At 76.1% G+C, this 20,875-nt stretch carries 20 protein-coding genes; 13 read left to right on the top strand and 7 right to left on the bottom strand.

Annotated features, from left to right (window positions below):
- The first annotated feature begins 7 nt into the window (after nt 1-7).
- A complete protein-coding gene (locus ACZ5HG_RS13190; RefSeq protein ID WP_464176981.1) occupies nt 8-988 on the top strand; it encodes a thiamine-phosphate kinase in 981 nt (326 codons plus the stop codon).
- A gap of 22 nt (nt 989-1,010) precedes the next feature.
- Here ACZ5HG_RS13190 and ACZ5HG_RS13185 read toward each other — a convergent pair whose 3' ends face one another.
- Complete coding sequence (locus ACZ5HG_RS13185) at nt 1,011-1,529, bottom strand: N-acetyltransferase family protein (RefSeq protein ID WP_464176979.1); 519 nt, start codon at nt 1,527-1,529, stop codon at nt 1,011-1,013.
- A gap of 119 nt (nt 1,530-1,648) precedes the next feature.
- Nucleotides 1,649-1,840: a 50S ribosomal protein L28 gene (gene rpmB / locus ACZ5HG_RS13180; protein ID WP_464176977.1), complete on the bottom strand. Its 192-nt coding sequence runs from the start codon at nt 1,838-1,840 to the stop codon at nt 1,649-1,651.
- A 305-nt stretch (nt 1,841-2,145) separates the two neighbouring features.
- Between rpmB and ACZ5HG_RS13175 the strand changes: the two genes are divergently transcribed.
- The 11 genes from ACZ5HG_RS13175 (at nt 2,146) to mutM (ending at nt 12,287) form a co-directional block, all read left to right on the top strand.
- Nucleotides 2,146-3,099: a DAK2 domain-containing protein gene (locus ACZ5HG_RS13175; protein WP_464176975.1), complete on the top strand. Its 954-nt coding sequence runs from the start codon at nt 2,146-2,148 to the stop codon at nt 3,097-3,099.
- Nucleotides 3,096-5,402 carry an ATP-dependent DNA helicase RecG gene (locus tag ACZ5HG_RS13170; protein WP_464176973.1) on the top strand — a complete coding sequence of 769 codons (2,307 nt, stop codon included), beginning with the start codon at nt 3,096-3,098 and terminating at the stop codon, nt 5,400-5,402. Before ACZ5HG_RS13175 ends, ACZ5HG_RS13170 begins: the two co-directional genes overlap by 4 nt.
- Nucleotides 5,403-5,526: 124 nt before the next feature.
- Nucleotides 5,527-6,219, top strand: a complete 693-nt coding sequence (locus ACZ5HG_RS13165) for an ABC transporter ATP-binding protein (protein ID WP_464176971.1) — start codon at nt 5,527-5,529, stop codon at nt 6,217-6,219.
- Nucleotides 6,216-8,030 (top strand): DUF6297 family protein, encoded by a 1,815-nt coding sequence (locus ACZ5HG_RS13160; RefSeq protein ID WP_464176969.1) that lies wholly within the window; start codon nt 6,216-6,218, stop codon nt 8,028-8,030. The genes ACZ5HG_RS13165 and ACZ5HG_RS13160 overlap by 4 nt, the downstream gene beginning before the upstream one ends.
- The gene (rsmD, locus tag ACZ5HG_RS13155) at nt 8,027-8,614 is read left to right on the top strand and encodes a 16S rRNA (guanine(966)-N(2))-methyltransferase RsmD (protein ID WP_464176967.1); all 588 of its coding nucleotides are present in this window, start codon (nt 8,027-8,029) and stop codon (nt 8,612-8,614) included. The genes ACZ5HG_RS13160 and rsmD overlap by 4 nt, the downstream gene beginning before the upstream one ends.
- Before the next feature lie 68 nt (nt 8,615-8,682).
- The gene (gene coaD / locus ACZ5HG_RS13150; RefSeq protein ID WP_464176965.1) at nt 8,683-9,174 is read left to right on the top strand and encodes a pantetheine-phosphate adenylyltransferase; all 492 of its coding nucleotides are present in this window, start codon (nt 8,683-8,685) and stop codon (nt 9,172-9,174) included.
- A complete protein-coding gene (locus ACZ5HG_RS13145) occupies nt 9,171-9,653 on the top strand; it encodes a hypothetical protein (protein WP_464176963.1) in 483 nt (160 codons plus the stop codon). The genes coaD and ACZ5HG_RS13145 overlap by 4 nt, the downstream gene beginning before the upstream one ends.
- Nucleotides 9,654-9,760: 107 nt before the next feature.
- Nucleotides 9,761-10,339, top strand: coding sequence for a YceD family protein (locus ACZ5HG_RS13140; protein WP_464176961.1), 579 nt, complete (start codon nt 9,761-9,763; stop codon nt 10,337-10,339).
- A gap of 2 nt (nt 10,340-10,341) precedes the next feature.
- Entirely contained in the window at nt 10,342-10,536 is a 195-nt protein-coding gene (rpmF, locus tag ACZ5HG_RS13135; protein WP_464176959.1) for a 50S ribosomal protein L32, read from the top strand.
- Between the two features lie 73 nt (nt 10,537-10,609).
- The gene (gene rnc, locus ACZ5HG_RS13130) at nt 10,610-11,329 is read left to right on the top strand and encodes a ribonuclease III (protein ID WP_464176957.1); all 720 of its coding nucleotides are present in this window, start codon (nt 10,610-10,612) and stop codon (nt 11,327-11,329) included.
- A 40-nt stretch (nt 11,330-11,369) separates the two neighbouring features.
- Nucleotides 11,370-12,287, top strand: a complete 918-nt coding sequence (gene mutM / locus ACZ5HG_RS13125; RefSeq protein ID WP_464176955.1) for a bifunctional DNA-formamidopyrimidine glycosylase/DNA-(apurinic or apyrimidinic site) lyase — start codon at nt 11,370-11,372, stop codon at nt 12,285-12,287.
- A 207-nt stretch (nt 12,288-12,494) separates the two neighbouring features.
- On the opposite strand, the gene ACZ5HG_RS13120 is transcribed toward mutM, so the two are convergent.
- Nucleotides 12,495-13,448, bottom strand: coding sequence for a phosphoglycerate dehydrogenase (locus tag ACZ5HG_RS13120; RefSeq protein WP_464176953.1), 954 nt, complete (start codon nt 13,446-13,448; stop codon nt 12,495-12,497).
- Nucleotides 13,449-13,644: 196 nt separating this feature from the next.
- Here ACZ5HG_RS13120 and ACZ5HG_RS13115 point away from each other — a divergent pair, with 196 nt between their 5' ends.
- Entirely contained in the window at nt 13,645-14,274 is a 630-nt protein-coding gene (locus tag ACZ5HG_RS13115) for a response regulator (protein ID WP_464176951.1), read from the top strand.
- 107 nt (nt 14,275-14,381) lie between these two features.
- On the opposite strand, the gene ACZ5HG_RS13110 is transcribed toward ACZ5HG_RS13115, so the two are convergent.
- The 4 genes from ACZ5HG_RS13110 to cydB are packed head-to-tail and all read right to left on the bottom strand — an operon-like array spanning nt 14,382 to nt 20,872.
- Nucleotides 14,382-16,181 (bottom strand): GAF domain-containing sensor histidine kinase, encoded by a 1,800-nt coding sequence (locus tag ACZ5HG_RS13110; protein ID WP_464176949.1) that lies wholly within the window; start codon nt 16,179-16,181, stop codon nt 14,382-14,384.
- Complete coding sequence (gene cydC, locus ACZ5HG_RS13105; protein WP_464176947.1) at nt 16,166-18,094, bottom strand: thiol reductant ABC exporter subunit CydC; 1,929 nt, start codon at nt 18,092-18,094, stop codon at nt 16,166-16,168. Before cydC ends, ACZ5HG_RS13110 begins: the two co-directional genes overlap by 16 nt.
- Nucleotides 18,091-19,812 (bottom strand): thiol reductant ABC exporter subunit CydD, encoded by a 1,722-nt coding sequence (gene cydD, locus ACZ5HG_RS13100; RefSeq protein WP_464176945.1) that lies wholly within the window; start codon nt 19,810-19,812, stop codon nt 18,091-18,093. Before cydD ends, cydC begins: the two co-directional genes overlap by 4 nt.
- Nucleotides 19,813-19,828: 16 nt before the next feature.
- Nucleotides 19,829-20,872: a cytochrome d ubiquinol oxidase subunit II gene (cydB, locus tag ACZ5HG_RS13095; RefSeq protein ID WP_464176942.1), complete on the bottom strand. Its 1,044-nt coding sequence runs from the start codon at nt 20,870-20,872 to the stop codon at nt 19,829-19,831.
- Between the last annotated feature and the right edge of the window lie 3 nt (nt 20,873-20,875).

Genomic DNA, 20,875 nt, shown 5'->3' with positions numbered 1-20,875 from the left:
GGCGGACGTGATCGACCCCTCACCCATCCCCGTCGTCGCCGACCTCGCCGAGGAGGAGCTGCTGGCGCGGATCTTCCCGCACCTGCCGCTCGGCGCCGGCACCCTGCTCGGCCCCGGTGACGACGCCGCCGTGGTGGCCGCGCCGGACGGGCGGTTCGTGGTCTCCACCGACGTGCTGGTCGAGGACCGGCACTTCCGCCGCGCCTGGTCCACCGGCGAGGACGTCGGCCACCGCGCCGCCGCGCAGAACCTCGCCGACGTCGCCGCGATGGGCGCCCGCCCGACCGCCCTGGTGGTCTCGCTGGTCGTTCCCGGCGACGTGCCGGTGACCTGGGTGGAAGGGCTGGCACGCGGGCTCGGGGAGGCGTGCGGTGCCGCCAGCGCCGGGGTGGTGGGCGGCGACCTGTCCGGCGGGCCGGTGATCGTGGTGGCGGTGACCGTGCACGGCGACCTCGACGGGCACGACCCGGTGCGTCGGGACGGTGCCCGCCCCGGGGACGTGCTCGCGCTGGCCGGCACGCTCGGGCGGTCCGCCGCCGGGCTGGCCCTGCTCGACGCCGGCACCCCGGAGGTCGATCCCGCCGCTGTGGCGGTCTACCGCCGTCCGCAGCCGCCGCTGGCCGCCGGTCCGGTGGCAGCCGCCGCCGGTGCGACCGCCATGCTCGACGTCTCGGACGGGCTGCTGCGGGACGCCGGGCGCCTCGCACGGGCGAGCGGGGTCGGGATCGACGTGGACCGGGCGGCGCTCGCGGAGGACCTGGCGGCGGTCGCCGGGGCGGCGCAGGGGCTGGGCGCCGACCCGCTGGCGTGGGTGCTCACCGGGGGTGAGGACCACGGCATGCTGGCGACCTTCCCGCCGGGGGCGGTTCCGGCGGGGTTCCGGGCGATCGGCCGGGTGCTGCACGGCGACGGCCCGGGTGTGCGGGTGGACGGGCGGCCGGCGGCCGAGGTGTTGGACGGGCTCGGCTGGGACCACTTCCACCGCTGATCCGGGTACCGCTGCGGTGGGATCAGCCCCGGCGGTAGCGGACCTCGAGCAGTGAGGTGTCGTCGTAGTCCTGCGTGCGCTCGGTGCCGTCGGGCTGGAACCCGTGCCGGCGGTAGAAGTGCCGGGCGCGCTCGTTCTCGGCGAACACCCACAGCGTGACCGGCGTGCGTGGCGGCACCTCGGCGAGGGCGGTGCGCAGCAGCTCGCGCGCGGCTCCCTGCCCCCACATCCCGGCGTCCAGGTAGATCGCGTAGATCTGGAGCGTCCTGCGGTCGGCGTCCTCGTCCTGCGCGGGGCCCATCGACACGAAGCCCACGACGTCGTCGCCGATGGTGGCGACCCACGCCTGCAGGTGGCTGTGCGGGCCGAGCGCGGTCTGCCACTCCGCGGTCCGCCGCTCCACGTCGAGGGACGCCAGCACGCGCTCTGGCAGCAGGCCTGCGTAGGCCTGCTGCCAGGACCGCACGTGGACCGCCGCGATCCCCGCCGCGTCGGCGGGCTCGGCAGGCCGGACGGTGTGCTCGCGCCGTTGCTCCGTCATGCCGTCACCCTGCCACACGGATCCGGCGGGCACAGCCCTTCCGGGCGACCTGTGCGCGGGCAGCACAAAGGCCCGCACGGTTCCTCCCGTGCGGGCCTTCGACGATGTGCGTCAGGCGCTCAGATCGCGCGCTGCACCTTGCCGGCCTTGAGGCACGAGGTGCAGACGTTGAGGCGCTTCGGGGTGCCGGCGACCACCACGCGCACGCGCTGGATGTTCGGGTTCCAGCGGCGCTTGGTGCGCACGTGCGAGTGCGAGATGCTGTGCCCGAAGCTCGGGCCCTTGGCGCAGACGTCGCAGTTGGCAGCCACGGTCTTCTCCTGATCAGTGATGCGCGCCGCCCGAGGACCGGACGACAAGTCGTGTGGTTTCCGGGGGTCCTCGGTGGCGGTCCAGGGACCGCACGAGCACACCTCCGAGCCCGAGCGAGGCCCAGGCAACCGGGCAAGACTAGCCCACGAGCCCCGTCCGACCCAAACCGCGGTGCTGCGACCTGCGCCCGACGAGCCCCCGAGCCCCGAGCGGTCCGTCGGCGACGGCGGTCCGGGACGGGGATGTCCTCGACGTGGGGCAGAGTAAGGGCGAGGACCGGGACGACGGAAGGACAGCGCAGCACGTGACTGGGGGACTGCTGGACGAGCCGGTCGTGCGCGCCTGGGCCCACGGCGCCCAGCGGGCGCTGGACGCGGCGCGCGAGCGGATCGACGCGGTGAACGTCTTCCCGGTGGCCGACGCCGACACCGGCACCAACACCCTGCTCACCGTGCGCGGGGCCGCCGACGCCCTGGACGCGCTGCCGGAGGGCTCCGGTGCCGACGCGGCCCTGGCGGCGCTGGCCCGGGGGGCGCTGCTCGCGGCGCGCGGCAGCTCCGGGATCATCCTCAGCCGGTACCTGGGGGCGCTGGCGGGTGCGGCGCGCGACGGGGCCGACCTGCCGACGGCGCTCGCCGCAGCGGCCGCGGGGGCGCGCGAGGCCGTGCCCGACCCGCAGGACGGCACGATGCTCACGATGGCGGCCGTGGTCGCCGACGCGGCCCGGTCGGGCGGTGCGACGCCCGCCGCCGAGCTCGCCGCCGCCCTGGACGTCGGTCGCGGTGCCCTGGACCGGGTCAGCGCCGCGCACCCCGTGCTGCGCGAGGCGCGGGTGGTGGACTCCGGGGCCTGCGCGCTGATCGTGGTGCTGGACGCCCTCGCGGTGGCGCTCGCGCCCGCCGACGCCCCGCAGGTCGACCTGGACTGGCTGCCCGCCGCCCCGTGCCCGACCGACGGCCGCGCCTGCGGCGTCCCGATCACCCCCGGCACCGTCGAGGTGATGGCGGTGCTGCCCGGCTCCGCGCTGCCCGACCTCGCCGACCGGCTGCACGGGCTCGGCGACGCGGTGGCGGTGGTCGCGGGGGTGGACGCCGACGGAGGACCGGTGCGGCACGCGCACGTGCACACCACGGACCCCGCGCCGGTGCTCGCCCTGCTGCGGGACGCCGGCGCGCACGAGGCCCGGGTCGAGGCGCTGGACGCCGCCGCCCCGGGCGCGGTGGTCGACCTGGTGACGAGCGACCGGGAGGACGCGTGACCGTGCCCGACGACGCCGTGGTCCGACCGGGCCCGCGGCTGGCGACCCCGCTGGACCGCGAGCTGGGTCAGCGCACCGCCGCCGCCCTGGCGAAGATGGGCATCGCGACCGTCGGCGACCTGCTGCGGCACTACCCGCGCCGGTACCTCGACCGGGGCGAGCTCACCGACCTGGCGGCGCTGGAGCCGGGGGAGCACGTCACGGTGATCGCGCAGGTGCGCAGCGCCACCGCCCGCACCATGCGCTCGCGCGGCGGCACGATCCTCCAGGTGGTCGTCACCGACGGCCGCACCGACCTGCACCTGACCTTCTTCGCCAAGCACGCCGGCGCGCTGCGCACGCACGAGCACCGCCTGACGCCGGGGGAGACCGGGATGTTCTCCGGCGTGGTCTCCGAGTACCGGGGCCAGGCGCAGCTCGCGCACCCGGACTACTCGATCTTCGGCGTGGACGTCGCCGACGAGGCGAGCGCGGTGATCGAGATGGCGCGCCCGGTGCCGATCTACCCGGCGTCCGCCTCCGCGCCGAGCTGGCGGATCGCGACCTGCGTGCGCACCGTGCTCGGCACGCTGACCGAGGACGACCTGCCAGACCCGCTGCCCGCCGACGTGCGCACGGAGCGCCGGATGCGCTCGCTGCGCCAGTCGCTGTCCGACGTGCACGAGCCGTTCACCGACGAGGACTGGCGGCGCGGACGGCACCGGCTGCGCTTCGAGGAGGCGTTCGTGCTCCAGGCGGAGATCGCCCGCCGCCGCGCCCGGACCGCCCGGCAGGCCGCCACCGCCCGGCCCCCGCGCACCGGCGGGCTGCTGGAGGCCTTCGACGCCCGGCTGCCGTTCACGCTCACCGACGGCCAGCGCACGGTCGGCGCGGAGATCGCCACCGAGATCGCCGGGGACGTGCCGATGCAGCGCCTGCTCCAGGGCGAGGTCGGCTCCGGCAAGACCGTCGTCGCGCTGCGCGCCATGCTCCAGGTAGTCGACGCCGGGGGGCAGGCGGCCCTGCTCGCGCCGACGGAGGTGCTGGCCGCCCAGCACGAGCGCACCCTGCGCACCCTGCTCGGCGACCTCGGCGAGGCGGGGATGCTCGGCGGCGACGACCGCGCCACCCGCGTGGTGCTGCTCACCGGTTCCCAGGGGTCGGCGGCCCGGCGCCGGGCGCTCGGCGAGGCGGCCGGCGGCTCGGCCGGGATCGTGGTGGGCACCCACGCGCTGCTGTCCGGCACCGTGCAGTTCGCGGACCTCGGCCTGGTGGTCGTGGACGAGCAGCACCGGTTCGGCGTCGAGCAGCGCGACGCCCTGCGCGCCAAGGCCGACGGGGTGCCGCACCTGCTGGTGATGACCGCGACCCCGATCCCGCGCACCGTGGCGATGACCGTCTTCGGCGACCTGGAGACCTCCGTGCTGCGCGAGGTGCCCGCCGGGCGCGCCGACGTGGTGACGCACGTGGTCCCCGCCGACCGGCCGTCCTGGATGGAGCGCACCTGGCAGCGGGTCCGCGAGGAGGTGGCCGGCGGCGGCCGCGCCTACGTGGTCTGCCCCCGGATCGACCCCGACGACCCCGAGGCGCCCGCCTCCCGACGCGCCAAGGGCGAGGGGGTCGACGGCGCCGACGGTGCCGACCTGGTCACCGAGGACCCCGCGCTGCTGCTCGACCCCGCCGCCGGTGCCGCCGCCCCGGCCCGCCCGCCGCTGCGTGCGGTGCTCGAGGTCGCCGAGGAGCTGCGGGCCTCCGCCGCGCTGGCCGGGGTGCCGGTCGGCATCCTGCACGGGCGGATGTCGCCGGAGGAGAAGGAGCGCGCGCTCGCCGACTTCGCCGCCGGGACGGTGCCGGTGCTGGTGTCCACCACCGTCGTCGAGGTCGGCGTGGACGTGCCGGAGGCCACCGCCATGGTGGTGCTCGACGCGGACCGGTTCGGCGTGTCCCAGCTGCACCAGCTGCGCGGACGGATCGGCCGTGGCGCCCGCCCCGGCGTCTGCCTGCTGGTCGCCACCGCCCCCGAGGGCACCCCCGCCGCCACCCGGCTGGCCACCCTCGCCGAGACCCGGGACGGCTTCGCGCTCGCCACCGTGGACCTGGAGCTGCGCCGCGAGGGCGACGTGCTCGGCGCCGCGCAGTCCGGACGGTCCTCCTCGCTGCGGCTGCTGCGGGTCACCCGGGACGTCGAGGTGATCGAGCAGGCCCGGCAGGCCGCACGCGCCGTGGTCGAGGTGGACCCCGAGCTGCTGACGCACCCGCACCTCGGCGCGGCGATCGAGTCGATGCTCACCGGGGAGCGCGTGGAGTTCCTCGACCGCGCCTGACGCGGGGCGGTCCGGAGGGACCCAGGTCGCCGTGCCGGTCCGCGGGACCCAGGTCGCTGTGCCGATCCGGGCGGGACCCAGGTCCCGCGCAGGCGCCCCAGCCGTGACGCGTACGCTTCCCCCCGTGTCGAAGACCCCCGTGATCCGTGCCGTCGACCTGCTCGTCGGGTACGGAGGGGAGCCGGTGTGCGCTCCCGTGTCCTTCACCCTCCCGCCCGGACGCGCGGTCGCGCTGGTCGGGGCCAACGGATCGGGCAAGTCCACCGTCCTGCGCGCGGTGCTGGGCCTGCTGGAGCCGGTCGGCGGGCGCGTCGAGGTGCTCGGCCGAGCGGTGGACGAGCGCGAGGTCGGCTTCCGCACCCGCGTGTCGAGCGTGCTGGACGACGACGCCTACTTCCCGGCGCTCACCGTGGCCGAGCACCTGTACCTCACCGCCCGCGGGCACGGGGTGCAGGGTGCCGACACGCTGGTGTCCGAGCTGCTGGAGGAGTTCGGCCTGACCGACCACGCCACCGCCCTGCCGGTGGCGCTCTCCTCCGGGCAGCGCCGCCGCCTGCTGCTCGCCGCCGGCCTGGTGCGCCCGCGCTCGCTGCTGGTGCTGGACGAGCCGGAGCAGCGGCTGGACGTCGCGATGCGCGACCAGCTCGCCGAGCGTCTGGTCGCCGAGAAGCGTGCCGGCGGCTCCGTGCTGCTGGCCACCCACGACCCGGACCTGCTGCGCGTGGTCGCCGACCGCGCGGTGCTGGTGGCGGACGACGTCTCCCGGCTGCTCAGCGTGTCCGACGCGGTCGAGGCGCTGCGCCCGGGCGTGCTGTGAGCCGCCGCCGTCCGCGCGCCGCCGCTCCGGGTGGCTCGGGTACCTCCGGCACCCCGGGCACCCCCGCGACCCCGTCGCCCGAGGCCGCCGCCGCCCCCGCGCGCCCCGTGCCCGCCCCGGTCGAGGACCTGCCGGACAGCGACTTCCTGCCGGACCCGACCGAGACCGAGCCGGCGACCGCCCTCGGCTGGGACGACGCGCCGCCGATCGCGGTGCCGACCGGCGAGGGCAGCACGCCCGTGCCGGGCGCCCGGTCGATCCGCCGCTACACCGCCGCCGTCGCGCGCGGTCGCTCCGGCGCCGGCCTCGGCGGGGTGCTGGGCGACGTGTACTACGCGGTGATCACCACCGCGATCGGTCTCGGCGTGGCCCTGGGGGTCGCCGGACAGCTGCGCGAGACGTTGCCGCACGTGCCGGACCGGGCGCTCGGCAGCGGGATCAGCCTGCCGACGGTGGTCGCCGTGTGCGCGGTGGTCGTCGCCGGCGTGGTGCTCTCGCTGGCCGCGCGGCTCGGGCCGGTGGGCGCCGAGGGCGCGGAGGCGACCTGGTGGCTCGGCCTGCCGGTGGACCGGCGCGGGCTGCTGCGCCCCGCCCTGCTGCGGCTGCCGATCGTCTGCGGTCTGGTCGCCGGCCTGGTGGTCGCGCTGCTCGACGGCGGGCTGCTCGCCGATCACGGGTTCGGCCACGTGCTGCGGCTCGGGCTGACCACCGCCCTGGTGTCCGGCGCCCTGGTGCTGCTGGCCGGGCTCGCGCAGACCCGGCAGGTGCGGCGCGGCGTCACGGCGCTGATCGGCGACCTGGTGATCGCGGCGGCCCCGGTGCTCGCGCTGGTCGCGGCGCTCGCGGGCTGGCGGGTCTCGGCGCTGCCCGACGTGCCGTGGTGGCTGATCGTGCTGCTGGCCGTGCTGGTGGCCGGCACCGGCGTGCTGCTGGACCGCCGGCTCGGGCGGATCCGCGGGCGCGACCTGCGCGAGGGTGGCTCCGTCGCCACCCAGGCCAGCGGCGCCCTGGTGTCGCTGGACTCCCGCGAGCTGGGTCGCGCGCTGACCGACAGCGCCTCGAAGCCGCGCCGTCGCCGGGCCCGCCGGATGCGCACCGTGCGCGGGCCGGTGTCCGCGATCGTGGTCGCCGACCTGACCGTGCTGCTGCGCTCGCCCCGGCACGTGGTGCAGCTCGTGGTGTCGGCGCTGGTGCCGGTGGTCGTGGTGATCACCCCGCAGCTCGCCGGAGCCCTGGGCGTCGGCATCGCCGTGCTGGTCAGCGGCTACGTGGGCATGCTCGCCACCTCGGAGGGCGCCCGGCGCGCCGAGATGGCACCGATCGTGGACCGGCTGCTGCCGATGTCGGCGAAGGACGTGCGGCGGGTGCGCCTGATCGTGCCCGGCGTCGCGATGCTGGCGTGGTCGGTGGTGGCCTACGCCGCGATCGGCCGCTGGGAGGGCGACCCGCTGATGTGGCTGGCCCTCGGGCTGGTCTCGACCCCGGTGTGGGCCGGTGCCGCCCTGCGCGCCGCCTACCGCCCGTCGCCGAACTGGGAGGGCCCGCTGGTCGCGACCCCGATGGGTGCGCTGCCCGGCGGGGTGGCGGCGGTGCTCTCGCGCGGGCCGGACGTCGCGGTGCTCGGCCTGATCCCGGTGGTGATCGCAGTGGCGCTCGGCACGGTCAGCCCGACGCTGCTGGTGGTGCAGGCGGTGTTCTCGGTGATCGCGCTGCTGGTCGGGTCCAGCACCTCCACCAAGACGATGATGGACCGGCTGTCCGAGGCGCAGGACCAGCAGGCCGCCCTGGGCACCGGGGCGGGCAAGCGGTGACCCGGATCGTCGCGGGCACCGTCGGCGGGCGCACCCTCGCGGTGCCGCCGTCGGGCACCCGGCCGACCAGCGAGCGGGTGCGCGAGGCGCTGTTCTCCCGGCTCGACCACCTCGGCGTGGTGCAGGACGCGCGGGTGCTGGACGCCTACGCCGGATCGGGCGCGCTCGGGCTGGAGGCCGCCAGCCGGGGTGCCGCGCACGTGGTGCTGGTCGAGGGCGCCCGGGTGGCCGCCGAGATCTGCCGGAAGAACGTCGGCGCGCTCGGGCTGCGCGGCACCGTCGAGGTCGTGCACGACAAGGTCGAGCGCTTCGTCGCGCGCCCGGTGGCGACCGGCTGGGACCTGGTGCTGCTGGACCCGCCCTACGACCTGGACGACGCCGCCCTCGACGTGGTGCTGACCGCGCTGGTGCCCGCCCTGGCGCCGGGCGCGGTGGTGCTGGTCGAGCGGTCCACCCGCACGCCCGCCCCGGTGTGGCCCGCCGGCCTGGTCGGCTTCGACACCCGGACCTACGGGGAGACCGCGGTCCACCTCGCCGAGCCGGACCCCGACGCCGCGACCGGCGCCGACCCCGCGCCCGCCTGACGCGGCCCGCCCACGCCGCGCGGCCCCCGCTCCGGGCTGCCCGCGCGCACCCGGGGTAGTTTGTCGCTGTGGTTCTCGCGGTGTGCCCCGGCTCGTTCGACCCCTTCACGCTCGGCCACCTGGACGTCGTGCGCCGCGCCTCGCGGCTCGCGGACGAGGTGGTCGTCCTGGTCGCGCACAACTCCGCGAAGCGGCCGCTGCTGGCGCCGCAGACCCGGGTCGCGCTGATCGAGGACGCCGTGGCGGACCTGCCCGGCGTGCGGGTCGCCACCTCCCAGGGGCTGCTGGCCGACCAGCTGCGCGACCTGGGCGCCACGATGGTGGTCAAGGGGCTGCGCGGCGGGGCCGACTTCGACGGCGAGCTGCCGATGGCGCTGATGAACCGGCACCTGTCCGGGGTGGAGACCGTGTTCGTCGTCGGCGACCCCGCGCTGTCCCACGTGGCGTCCTCGCTGGTCAAGGACGTGGCGCGGCACGGCGGCCCGATCGACGACCTGGTGCCGCCGGGGATCGCCGCCGCGGTGCACGCCGCGCTGGCGGAGGAGAGGAGCACGCGATGAGCCACGACGACCGTCCCGAGGGCCTGACCGGCGTGCTGGACGCGCTGGCCGAGGCGATCGGTGCCGCCCGCGCGATGCCGATGTCCTCCTCGGTGCTGGTGAGCCGCGCCGAGCTGCTGGACCTGGTCGACCAGGCGCGCGCCGCCCTGCCCTCGCAGCTCGGCCGCGCCGACCAGGTGCTCGCCGAGGCGGACGAGGCGCGCTCGCGGGCCCGTGCCGACGCCGAGGAGATCCTTGCCGACGCTCGCCGCCGGGCGGCCGCCCTGGTGGAGCAGGAGTCCGTGGTCGCGCAGGCGCAGGAGCGCGCGGCGCAGATCGTGCGGGACGCCGAGGAGCAGGCCCGGGTGATGCGGCACGACGCGGACGACTACTGCGACCGCCGGCTGGCCGACTTCGAGATCGACCTGGGCAAGGTGCTGAGCCAGGTGCAGGCCGGGCGGGCCAAGCTCGCCGGGCGGCTGGACGCGCCGGCCGACTGAGCGACCGCCCGACGGTTTGGGCGACGGCCCTGGTGTGCCGTACCATCGACCGTTGGTCCTGCCGGTCGTCGTGCGGACCGAGACCCCTCATGACAGGAACGTGGACCGTGGAGCGCGCGACTCACCTCGATCCCCGCTCGCCGTTCGTGCTCGACACCCTCGAGCTCGGCCGACGTCCGGGATCGACGCGTCGGGTGCAGCGCACGGTCGCGTCCCCGGGGGATCTCGGGAACGAGATGATCGGCATCCCCACCGGGGCGGACGTCGAGCTGGACCTCCAGCTCTCGGCCGTCGTGGAGGGGGTCCTGGTCACCGGCACCGTGCGTGCCCGGGCGGTCGGGGAGTGCGGGCGCTGCCTGGACGAGATCGTCGACGACGTCGACGTCTCGCTGCAGGAGCTGTTCGTCTACCCGGGTCGTGCCGAGGTCGCCGCGGAGAACGGTGACGACGAGGAGGACCTGCCCGAGCTCGACGGCGACCTGGCCGACATCGAGCCCGTGGTGCGGGACGCGGTCGTGACTGCGCTACCGTTCCAACCGTTGTGCCGGGACGACTGCCCCGGGCTGTGCTCCCTCTGCGGAGCGCACCTGGCGGACGACCCGACGCATTCGCATGAGACCCTTGATCCTCGGTGGGCCGCCCTCGGTGGTCTGCAGAGCACGCTTGACGAGACGAAAGAGAGCTAGCCGTGGCTGTTCCGAAGCGCAAGATGTCGCGCAGCAACACCCGTGCGCGTCGGTCGCAGTGGAAGACCACTGCCACGACGACCAGCACCTGCCCGCAGTGCAAGGAGCTGACCCGTCCGCACCAGGCGTGCCCCTCCTGCGGTGCCTACAACGGCCGCCGCTACGCCGAGGCCCTGCGCACCGAGCACGCCGGCTGACCGACGCGCCGCCCGCGCCGTGCCGCCCCGGGACGCGAGTCCCCGCGCAGCACGCGCGCTCCGCAGTGAACGCATGAGCACCGCAGCAGCACAGCTCGCCGAGAAGCTCGGGGTCCACCTGGACCCCGAGCTTCTCGTGCTGGCACTCACCCACCGGTCCTTCGCCCACGAGGCGGGCGGCATCCCCACCAACGAGCGCCTGGAGTTCCTGGGCGACACGGTGCTGGGGATCGTCGTCACCGAGGAGCTGTACCGCAGCCACCCGACGCAGTCCGAGGGTGAGCTCGCCAAGATGCGGGCGGCCACCGTCTCGCAGCGCGCGCTGGCCGAGGTGGCACGGACGCTCGACCTCGGCTCGTACACGCTGCTCGGCAAGGGGGAGCTCGCCACCGGAGGCGCGGACAAGGACTCGATCCTGTCCGACACCCTGGAGGCGCTGTTCGGCGCGGTGTACCTCTCGCACGGGCTGGAGACGTCCCGCGAGGTCGTGCTCCGGATGGTCGGTCCGACCCTCACCGCCGCGGCGGACCTGGGCGCCGGCCTGGACTGGAAGACCAGCCTGCAGGAGCTGACCGCGAGCCTCGGCCTCGGCGCCCCGACGTACCAGGTGTCCAGCGACGGCCCGGACCACGCACGCACCTTCACCGCCGACGTCGTCGTGGCCGGCGAGGTGCGCGGCTCCGGCACCGGCAGCGCGAAGAAGCTCGCCGAGCAGCGCGCCGCCGCGCTGGCCTACCAGAACCTCCAGGACGCGGCCCCCGTCGACGCCGCGCCGTCGGCCCCGCTCGGCTGAGCGACCGCCGCACCCTCCCGACCGTCACCGGAGCGCCGTCGTGCCCGAGCTGCCCGAGGTCGAGACCGTCCGTGACGGCCTCGAGCGTCATGTCGTCGGCCGCGCCGTGCGGGCCGTCGAGGTCCGTCGCACGTACTCGGTGCGCCGTCACCTCGCCGGCCCCGAGGACCTCGCCGGCCGGCTGACCGGTCGCACGCTGGTCGCCGCCGTGCGCCGGGGCAAGTACCTCTGGCTGCCGCTGGACGCCGCCGGCCACACCCCGGACGAGGCCGTGCTGGTGCACCTCGGCATGAGCGGCCAGCTGCTGGTGCGCGGCACCGCCTCGGACGTCACCACCGGGAGCGCGCACCCGCACCTGCGCGTGCGGCTGCTGCTGGACGACGGCGGCTCCCTCGACTTCGTGGACCAGCGGACGTTCGGGCACGTCGCCGTGGTCGACCTGGTGCCCACGCACGACGGCGGACCGGGCGGTGCCGGATCGGCGCTGTCCGTGCTGCCCGAGCCCGCCGCGCACATCGGCCGCGACCTGCTGGACCCGGCGCTGGACCTGGACACGGTGGCCCGGACGATGCGCCGACGCCGCACGGCGGTCAAGCGCGCGCTGCTCGACCAGACGCTGGTGTCGGGGGTGGGCAACATCTACGCCGACGAGGGGCTGTGGCGTGCCCGGGTGCACCCGCGCGCGGCGACCGCCGACCTGGACCAGGCGACGGCGCTGCGGGTGCTCGAGGGCACCGCCGGGGTGATGCGCGCGGCGCTGCGCCAGGGCGGCACCAGCTTCGACGCGCTGTACGTGAACGTGAACGGCGCCTCGGGGTACTTCGACCGCTCGCTGGCCGTGTACGGGCAGACGGGGGAGCCGTGCCCGCGCTGCGGGGCGCCGGTGGTGCGCGAGTCGTTCATGAACCGGTCGAGCCACGTCTGCCCGCGCTGCCAGCCGGCGCCCGCGGCGGCGTAGGGCCCCCGCGGGGCTACCGCCGCACGGGTCGGCCGACCGCGCGGCCGCTGCCGCCGCACCGGTCGGCCTGCCGCGCGGCTCAGCGCCGCACCGGTCGGCCTGCCGCGCGGCTCAGCGCCGCACCGGTCGGCCTGCCGCGCGGCTCAGCGCCGCACCGGTCGGCCTGCCGCGCGGCTCAGCGCCGCACCGGTCGGCCTGCCGCGCGGCTCAGCGCCGCACGAGGTTGCGCAGCGGCTCCTCCCGGACGAACGCCGCGATGTTGTCCGACAGCAGCAGGTCGGCGCCCACGGGGCGTCCGCCGGCGGCGTGCGGGCTGATCAGCACCCGGGGCTCGTCCCACAGCGGGGAGTCGGCGGGCAGCGGCTCGGTGGCGAACACGTCCAGCGCCGCACCGGCGATCCCGCCCTCCCGGATCGCGGCCAGCAGCGCCGCCTCGTCCAGGGTCGCGCCGCGTCCGACGTTCACCACCCAGGCGTGCGGGGGCAGCTGGGCGAAGACGGTGGCGTCCAGGGCGTTCCGGGTGGCGGGGGTGGCCGGCAGCACGCCGATCAGCAGATCCGTGCCGGGCAGCGCCTCGCCGACGTCCTGCGCCGCGATCACCGGGTACCCGGACCGCTCGCCCGCCCGCGAGGCCACGCCGATCACCTGGGCGCCGAGCACCGTCAGCAGCGGGGCCAGCCGTGCTGCGATGGACCCGAAGCCCCAGATCAGCACGCGCGCGCCGGACAGGCTGCGGAACTGCCGGGCGTGCGCGACGGTGTGGTCGGGCTGGAGCCCGCCGAGGTCCTCCGCCCAGCGGTGCTCCTGCTGCGCCCGGACCAGGTCGGGCAGCCGACGGGCCACCGCGAGCACCAGCGCCAGGGTGTGCTCGGCCACCGGGCCGTCGTGCAGGCCGCGCCCGGACGTCACCTGGACGTGCGGGGCGAAGCCGGCACCGAGCACCGCGTCCGGCCCGGCGGCGAGGGTCTGCACCCAGCGCAGCCGGCCCATCCGGCGTGCGGCGTCCGCGAGCTGCGCGGTCGGGTTGCCCCAGACGACCAGCGCCTCGGCCTCGGTGAGATCGTCGGGCAGCGGCCGGTCGACCTCGTAGAGCTGCGTGCGCACGCCGTCGGGCAGGGCGGGGGACAGCGGGATCGTCGTGGGCAGCAGCACCGTAATCATGGCAGGAGGTTCCCGCACCGTCGGTCGGCGCGCCAGGCAGGGGCGGGTGAGCCCTGCCTGATCAGTGCGCGGCACGGCTCCGGTCACACCTCGCTCGGAGCGCCGCGCACAGGTCCTGCCCGGTGATCGATACGATGCCGGGGTGACCGCCTCGAACAGCGCCCCCCCGCCGGCCCGCTCGGGTCCGATCTCCGTCATGATCGTCGACGACCACGAGGTCGTGCGGCGCGGCATCGCGGAGGTGGTGGAGCGCGCCGACGGCATGAAGGTCGTCGCCGAGGCCGGCTCCGTCGCCGACGGCGTCCGCCGGGCCAGCCTGGTGCACCCGCAGGTGCTGCTGGTGGACCTGCAGCTGCCCGACGGCACCGGGATCGACCTGATGACCCAGGTGCGCCAGACGCTGCCCTCGGCGCGCGCGATCGTGCTGACGTCCTTCGACGACGACGACGCGCTGGCCGCCGCCCTGGACGCCGGGGCCGCCGCCTACCTGCTCAAGAGCGTGCGCGGCGCGGAGATCACCGACGTGATCCGTGCCGTCGCCTCCGGCCGGACCCTGCTGGACGAGCGCACGGTCACCCGCCGCCGCGCCGGCCACGAGGACCCCACCGAGAACCTCACGCCGAGCGAGCTCAAGGTGCTCGACCTGATCGGCGACGGCCTGTCCAACCGCGAGATCGCCGAGCGTCTGGGCGTCGCGGAGAAGACCGTGAAGAACCACATCACGTCGCTGCTGTCCAAGATGGGCCTCCAGCGCCGCACCCAGGTCGCCGCGTGGGTCGCGGCCCGTCGGCACAGCGGCTGGCGCGCGGAGACCGGCCAGTCCTGACCGCGTCGTCCGCCGGGTCGCGCGACCGGGCGGACGACTGCTCCCGGTGCCGCTGGACGGCGCAGGGCTCGGCGCGGCGGGATCGCCAGCCGTGCGACGGATCGCGCTCAGCCGAGCGGGATCTCCCAGCTGAGCAGCGTGCCGGTGCCGCCGGGGGCGACCCCGAGCGAGAAGGTGCCGCCGTGCTGGCGCGCCCGGGCGGCGAGGTTGCCGGTGCCGGAGCGGCGGTCGCGCTGGTCGGGCAGGCCGTGGCCGTCGTCCTCGACCTCGATGTGCACCACGCCGGTCGGCCCGGTGCCCCGCACCCCGACGCGCACGCTCACCGAGGACGCGTGCGCGTGCCGGGCGGCGTTCGCCAGCCCCTCGCGCACCACGGCCACCACGTCGTCCGTGCGGTCCTGGCCGATCCGCTCGTCCAGCAGGTCGGCGACGATGTAGTCGCCGTCCGGCACGGTCTCGTCGTCCAGCGAGACCACCAGCGACGGGGCGAAGCCGAGGCCGGTGCGGGCCAGCGAGGCCTCGCGGCGCAGCCGCTCCACGATCCCGGTGGCCGCGTCGGGGTCGCGCAGCGCGTAGACGATCTGCCGGATCTGCCGCACGGAGGCGTCGACGTTGTCCAGCGCCTCCTCGACGATGCTGGTCAGCTCCGTGGGGTCCACGCCGCGGGCGGAGCGCCGCCGGACGGTCTCCAGCTGCATGCCGGTGGCGAACAGCTGCTGGATCGCCAGGTCGTGCAGATCGCGGGCGATCCGCTCGCGCTCGTCCAGCAGCGCCGCGACGTCCTGGGCGTGCCGGGCCTCGGCCAGCACGAAGGCCAGCGCGGCCTGCGAGGCGAAGGACTCGGCGGTGGCCAGGTCGGAGGGCTCGAACGCGGGAGCGCCGATCCGCCGCAGCAGGATCAGCACGCCGACACCGCGCCCGGAGGTCTGCAGGGGCGCGAACATCGCCGACCCGAAGGACCGCATCGCCGGCACCTTGATCTGCCGGGACTTCGACAGCGAGTCGACCAGCATGCCGCTGCCCTCGGTCATCACGGACCAGGAGCGGCCGTCCTCCGGCAGGGTGGAGCCGATCAGGCTGCTCGCGTTGTGCCCGTCCGCCAGCTCGATCAGCAGCTCGCCGCCGACGCCGGGCAGCGCGAGCGCGGAGGCGTCCGCGTCGGCGACCTCGCGGGCGGTGGCGGCGATGTGCGCCAGCGCCTCCTCCTCGTCGGCGCCGGAGAGCAGCATCGTCGTGATGTCCTGGCCGGCGCGCAGCCAGTGCTCGCGGCGGGATCCCTCGGCGTACAGCTGGGCGTTCGCGACGGCCACGCCGGCGGTGGCGGCCAGCGCCACGACCTTCGCGCCGTCCTGCGCGGTGAAGCCGCCCGCCTTGTCCGACAGGTACAGGTAGCCGTAGACCTCGTCGCGCACCCGCACCGCGGCACCGAGGAAGGAGCCCATCGGCGGGTGGTCGGCAGGCCAGCCGATGAAGGCCGGGTGCTGGGTCAGGTCGTCCAGCAGCAGCACGCCGTGGTCCGGGATCTTCCCCAGGACGCCCTGGGCGTGCGGCGGGTGGTCCATCATCGCGGCGACCGAGGCCGGGACGCCGGTCTGCACGAAGGTGGTGGACTCGCCACGGGAGTCGAGCACGTTGATCGCGCCGTACCGGGCCCCGGTCAGCTCGACCGACACCCGCACGAAGCGCTCCAGCACGCTGGGCAGCTCGAGCCGCGAGGCGACCGAGAGCACCGCGTCCAGCAGGTCGGACAGCTCGTCACCGGTCTCCTGGGCCTGGCCCACGCGCACGCTGGTGCCGCCGGACGGGTCCTTCAGGTGGATCGTCGTGGTGACGCCCGGACCGTGCACCGGGCCGGTGGGCGCAGCCGTCGGGTCGTCCCCGGTCGGCGTCGTCACGTCGTCGGCCATGTCTCCCTCTCCGCGTCCTGCTCGCTGGCGTGGGCCTCACGGTAGTGCGCGTCGGCCCCGAGCAGGTACGTGTGCGTCCCGCGCGCCGCGACCCGGCCGCCGTCCAGCAGCACCACCTCGTCCGCCGCGGCCAGCGCCGACAGCCGGTGGGTGACCACCAGCACGCCCCGCGGGCGGTCCGTGTCGGCCGGGGCGACCGCCAGCAGGTCGTGCACCAGGCGGTCCGCCGTCGGCGGGTCCAGGTGCTCGGCGGGCTCGTCGACCAGCATCAGCGGGGCCGGGGCGAGCAGCGAGCGGGCGAGCAGCAGCCGGCGGCGCTCCCCGCCGGAGACGCTGCGCGCATCCGGGCCGAGGGCGGTCTCGACGCCGTCCGGCAGACCGGCCAGCCAGTCGCCCAGCCCGGCGCGCTCCAGGGCGGCGACGGCCTCCTCCGGCGTGGTGCTGCCGCGCGCGACGCGCAGGTTCTCCAGCACGCTCGTCTCGAAGACGTGGGCGTCCTCCGTGGTCAGCGCGATCCGCGCCAGCCGGGCGGTGGGGTCGACCTCGTGCAGCGGGACGCCGTCCAGCAGCAGCTCGCCGCCGCGCGGGGGCAGCAGGCCCGCCAGCGTGAGCAGCAGCGTGGTCTTGCCGGTGCCGGAGGGGCCGACGACGGCGAGGGCTCGCCCGGGGGCGAGGTCGAGGTCCAGGTCGTGCACGACGGGCGGCCGGCCGGGCCAGCCGCAGACCAGGCCGCGGGCGGTCAGGCGCGGTCCGGCGGGGGACGCCGCGCCGGACGTGCCTGCCGCGTCGGCCGGTCGGGGCGTCGTCGTGGTACGCGAGCGGCCGGCGGGGTGCTCGGGGTGCGCCGGGTGCCCGGTCGGTGCCTGCTCGGCGTCGTCCAGCAGCGCCACCAGGCGGGCGGCGGCGGCGCGGGAGCGGTGCACCTGGATCGCGGCGGCGGGCAGCACGCTGGTGGCCTCGAAGGCGGCCAGCGGCGTCAGCACGACCACCGCCAACCCGACGGCGGCCAGCGATCCGGAGGTCGCCGCCGGGATGCCGGTGAGCAGCGCGGCGAGCACGGCGATCCCGACCGCGAGGTTGCCCAGGCCCGCGGCGAGGGCCGCCGGACCGGCACCGGCGTCGGTGGCACGGGCCAGGTCGGCGTCGGCGGCGCGCAGCCGGGCCAGCTCGGCATCGGTGCGGCCCTGCACGGCCAGCGGACCGGCGTCGTCCAGCAGCCCGAGGGCGGTGGCGGCCATCTCGGAGCGCGCGTGCGCGGCGAGCCGTTCGGTGCGCCGGGCGGCCCGCTGCGCCAGCCAGGGCGCGACCACCCCGGCGAGCACCAGGCACAGGGCCAGCGTGATCCCGGCGGCGGGCAGGATGATCCCCATCGCCACCGAGGTGGCCACGCCCAGCACCGTGGCGACGGCGGCGGGCAGCAGCCCGCGCACCACCACGTCGCCCACGGCGTCCACGTCGGCGCCCACCCGGGCCAGCAGGTCGCCCCGGCGCAGCGCGAGGGTGGCCTCCGGACGGCCCTCGGCCAGGCGGGTGTAGAGCGTGGTGCGCAGGGTGGTCATGCCGCGCAGCGCGACGGAGTGCGAGACCAGGCGTTCCAGGTAGCGGAACAGCCCGCGACCGATGCCGAACGCCCGCACGCCGACGGTGGCGACGGACAGGGTGAGCACCGGCGGCATCTGCGCGGCGCGGGTGATCAGCCAGGCGGAGACGGCGGCCAGCGCGACCGCCGACCCGAGCGCGGCCACGCCGAGCACCACCGCGAGGGTGAACCGGCGGGGGTCGACGTCGAGCAGCCGGACGGCGCGCCACAGCGGGTCGGCAGCGAGGCGGCGGGCGATCGGCCCGCGGGGCGTCGCCTCGGCGGGGGAGGTGCTGCGGGCCTGGGGGGCGGAGGTCGGGCTCGGCGCGGTCATCGTGCGTCCTCCTGCACGCCGGCGTCCGCGGCGTCCGTGGCGTCCAGCGGCGCGGACCGCACGGTCACCACCACGTCGGCCAGGGCGATCAGCGAGGGCCGGTGCGCCACCAGCACCACGGTCCGCCCGGCGGCCCGCAGCGCCTGCACGGTGCGCAGCACCACCTGCTCGCCCGCGGCGTCCAGGTGGGCGGTGGGCTCGTCCAGCACGACCAGCGGCGCGTCCGAGAGCAGCGCCCGGGTCAGCGCCACCCGCTGCCGCTGGCCCACGCTCAGGCCGGCGCCGCCACGCCCGAGGTCGGCGTCCCAGCCGCCGGGCACCTCGGCGAGCACCGCGTCCAGACCGGTGAGGGCGGCGGCGCGGTCCCGGCGCTCCCGTGCGGCGGCGTCCAGCGCGGCGTCCGGCTGCCCGGCGACCAGCACGCCGACGGTGGCGGGCTCCAGCACGGGGCGCTGGGGGAGCCAGGCGATCTGCGGCCAGTACGTGCGCAGGTCGATCTCGGCCAGCGGCACCGTGCGGCCGTCGGCGCCGGTCACCTCGACCGCGCCGCGCTCCGGACGCAGCAGGCCGAGCAGCAGCTCGACCGCGGTGGTCTTGCCGACGCCGCTCGGCCCGGTGACGGCCACGGTGCTGCCGGGGCGGATCTCCAGGTCGAGGTCGGCGGGGGCCAGCAGGTCGCGGCCCGGCGCGCGCACGGTGGCGCCGCGCAGGCGGACCGTCGCGGTGCGCAGGTCGGGGGAGGGGGTGCTGCCGGCGGCGGGCAGCGGGGTCTCCAGCACGCGGAACACCTGGTCCGCGGCGGCGACGCCATCGGTGGAGGCGTGGAACTGCATGCCGACCTGCCGCAGCGGCAGGTAGACCTCGGGGGCGAGCACCAGCACGGCCAGGCCGGTGACCAGGTCCAGCTCGCCGTAGACCAGCCGCAGGCCGATCGCGACGGCCACCAGCGCCACCGACAGCGTGGTCAGCAGCTCGAGCACCATGCCGGACAGGAACGCGATCCGCAGCGTGCTCATGGTGGCGCGGCGGTGGGCGTCGCCGAGCTCGCGCACCCGCGCCGCCGGCCCGCGCTCCCGCCCGAAGGCGCGCAGCGTCGTCAGGCCCGCGACCAGGTCGAGCACCTGCGAGCCGAGCCGCTGCATCACGCGCAGGCTCCGCTCGGAGCGGCCCTGGGTGAGCTGGCCGATCAGGATCATGAAGATCGGCACCAGCGGGAGCGTGCCCGCCACGATCGCCGCGGACACCCAGTCCAGCCGCAGCACCACGACCAGCGTCGCCGGGGTGACGGTGGCGGAGAGCACCAGCTGTGGCAGGTACTTCACGAAGTACGGCTCGAGCGCCTCCAGCCCGCGGGTGGCGAGCGTGACGACGCGCGGTCCCTCGCCCTCGGCGAGCCAGCGAGGGCCGAGGGCGGCGGCACGGGCCACCACCTGCTCGCGCAGCTCGGCCACGGCGCGGGTGGCGGCCCGGTGGGCGTACCGCTCCTGGACCGCGGTGGTGATCGCACGGACGGCGACCACCACCGCGAGCCGGCCGATCTTGCCGAGCAGGTCGGCGAGCGGCACCCCGTCGTGCGCGGCTGCGGCGAGCACCTGCGCCAGCAGGATCGCCTGGGCGATCACCAGGGCAGCGGTGACGATGCCGAGGCTCACGGTCAGGGCGAGATAGCCCCGGGCGGCGCGGGCGTAGCGGAGCAGACGCGGGTCGAGCGGCTTCACGCGATCGGTCGGCCCCTCAGCCCTTCGCGCCGGCGCGCTCGGTGACCTTGGCGAACGTCAGGCCGGTGTGCTCCGGGATGTGCTCGGCGGAGATCCGCTTGCGGAACACCCAGTACGTCCAGCCCTGGTAGAGCAGCACGATCGGCGTGAGGATCACCGCGACCCAGGTCATGATCGTCAGCGTGTAGTCCGTGGACGACGCGTTGGTGACCGTGAGCGAGTTCGCCGGGTCGAACGCGGGCATGACGTCCGGGTACATCGACCCGAAGATCAGGATCACCGCGGCGACCAGCACGATCGCGGACCAGATGAACGCCCAGCCCTCGCGGCGCGCCCGGGTGGTCAGCACCACGGCGACCAGGCCGACGGCGGCCAGCGCCACCGCGCCCCAGGTCCACGCCACCGAGTACGCGATCTGCGCCCAGATCGCCCAGGCGGCGGCGACCACCAGGGCCACCGGCGCCAGGCGGGCGGCCAGCGCGCCGGAGCGCTCGCGCATCTCGCCGGAGGTCTTGAGCGACAGGAAGATCGCGCCGTGCAGCACGAACAGCAGCGCGGTCACCGCACCGCCGAGCAGGGCGAACGGGTTGAGCAGCGCGAAGAACCCGCCGACGTACTGGTGGTCCGCGTCGAGCTCGACGCCGCGCACCAGGTTGGCGAAGGCGACGCCCCACAGGATGCCCGGGATGTAGGAGCCGACCATGATCCCGCGGTCGGCCCAGGCCCGCCAGGTGTCGGTGTTGATCTTGCCGCGCCACTCGAAGGAGACGATGCGCAGGATCAGGCCGATCAGGATCAGCAGCAGCGGCAGGTAGAAGCCGGAGAACAGGGTGGCGTACCACTCCGGGAACGCCGCGAAGGTGGCGCCGCCGGCGGTGATCAGCCACACCTCGTTGCCGTCCCAGACGGGGCCGATGGTGTTGATCATGACCCGGCGATCCCGGTCCTTGCGACCCAGGAAGGGCAGCAGCATGCCGACGCCGAAGTCGAAGCCCTCGAGGACGAGGTAGCCGGTCCAGAGGACCGCGATCAGGACGAACCAGACGAGCGTGAGGTCCATGGC

Source organism: Cellulomonas sp. GTC20042 (genome assembly GCF_055389595.1).
This window is presented reverse-complemented; position numbering and strand designations above follow the sequence as displayed.

What these genes read in the sequence shown, in the direction of transcription:
- ACZ5HG_RS13185 (WP_464176979.1), bottom strand. Translation starts at nt 1,529, where the DNA reads ATGACGGAGCAACGGCGCGAGCACACCGTCCGGCCTGCCGAGCCCGCC.
- ACZ5HG_RS13145 (WP_464176963.1), top strand. Translation starts at nt 9,171, where the DNA reads ATGAGCCACGACGACCGTCCCGAGGGCCTGACCGGCGTGCTGGACGCG.
- rnc (WP_464176957.1), top strand. Translation starts at nt 10,610, where the DNA reads ATGAGCACCGCAGCAGCACAGCTCGCCGAGAAGCTCGGGGTCCACCTG.
- ACZ5HG_RS13120 (WP_464176953.1), bottom strand. Translation starts at nt 13,448, where the DNA reads ATGATTACGGTGCTGCTGCCCACGACGATCCCGCTGTCCCCCGCCCTG.
- ACZ5HG_RS13115 (WP_464176951.1), top strand. Translation starts at nt 13,645, where the DNA reads ATGATCGTCGACGACCACGAGGTCGTGCGGCGCGGCATCGCGGAGGTG.
- ACZ5HG_RS13110 (WP_464176949.1), bottom strand. Translation starts at nt 16,181, where the DNA reads ATGGCCGACGACGTGACGACGCCGACCGGGGACGACCCGACGGCTGCG.
- cydC (WP_464176947.1), bottom strand. Translation starts at nt 18,094, where the DNA reads ATGACCGCGCCGAGCCCGACCTCCGCCCCCCAGGCCCGCAGCACCTCC.
- cydB (WP_464176942.1), bottom strand. Translation starts at nt 20,872, where the DNA reads ATGGACCTCACGCTCGTCTGGTTCGTCCTGATCGCGGTCCTCTGGACC.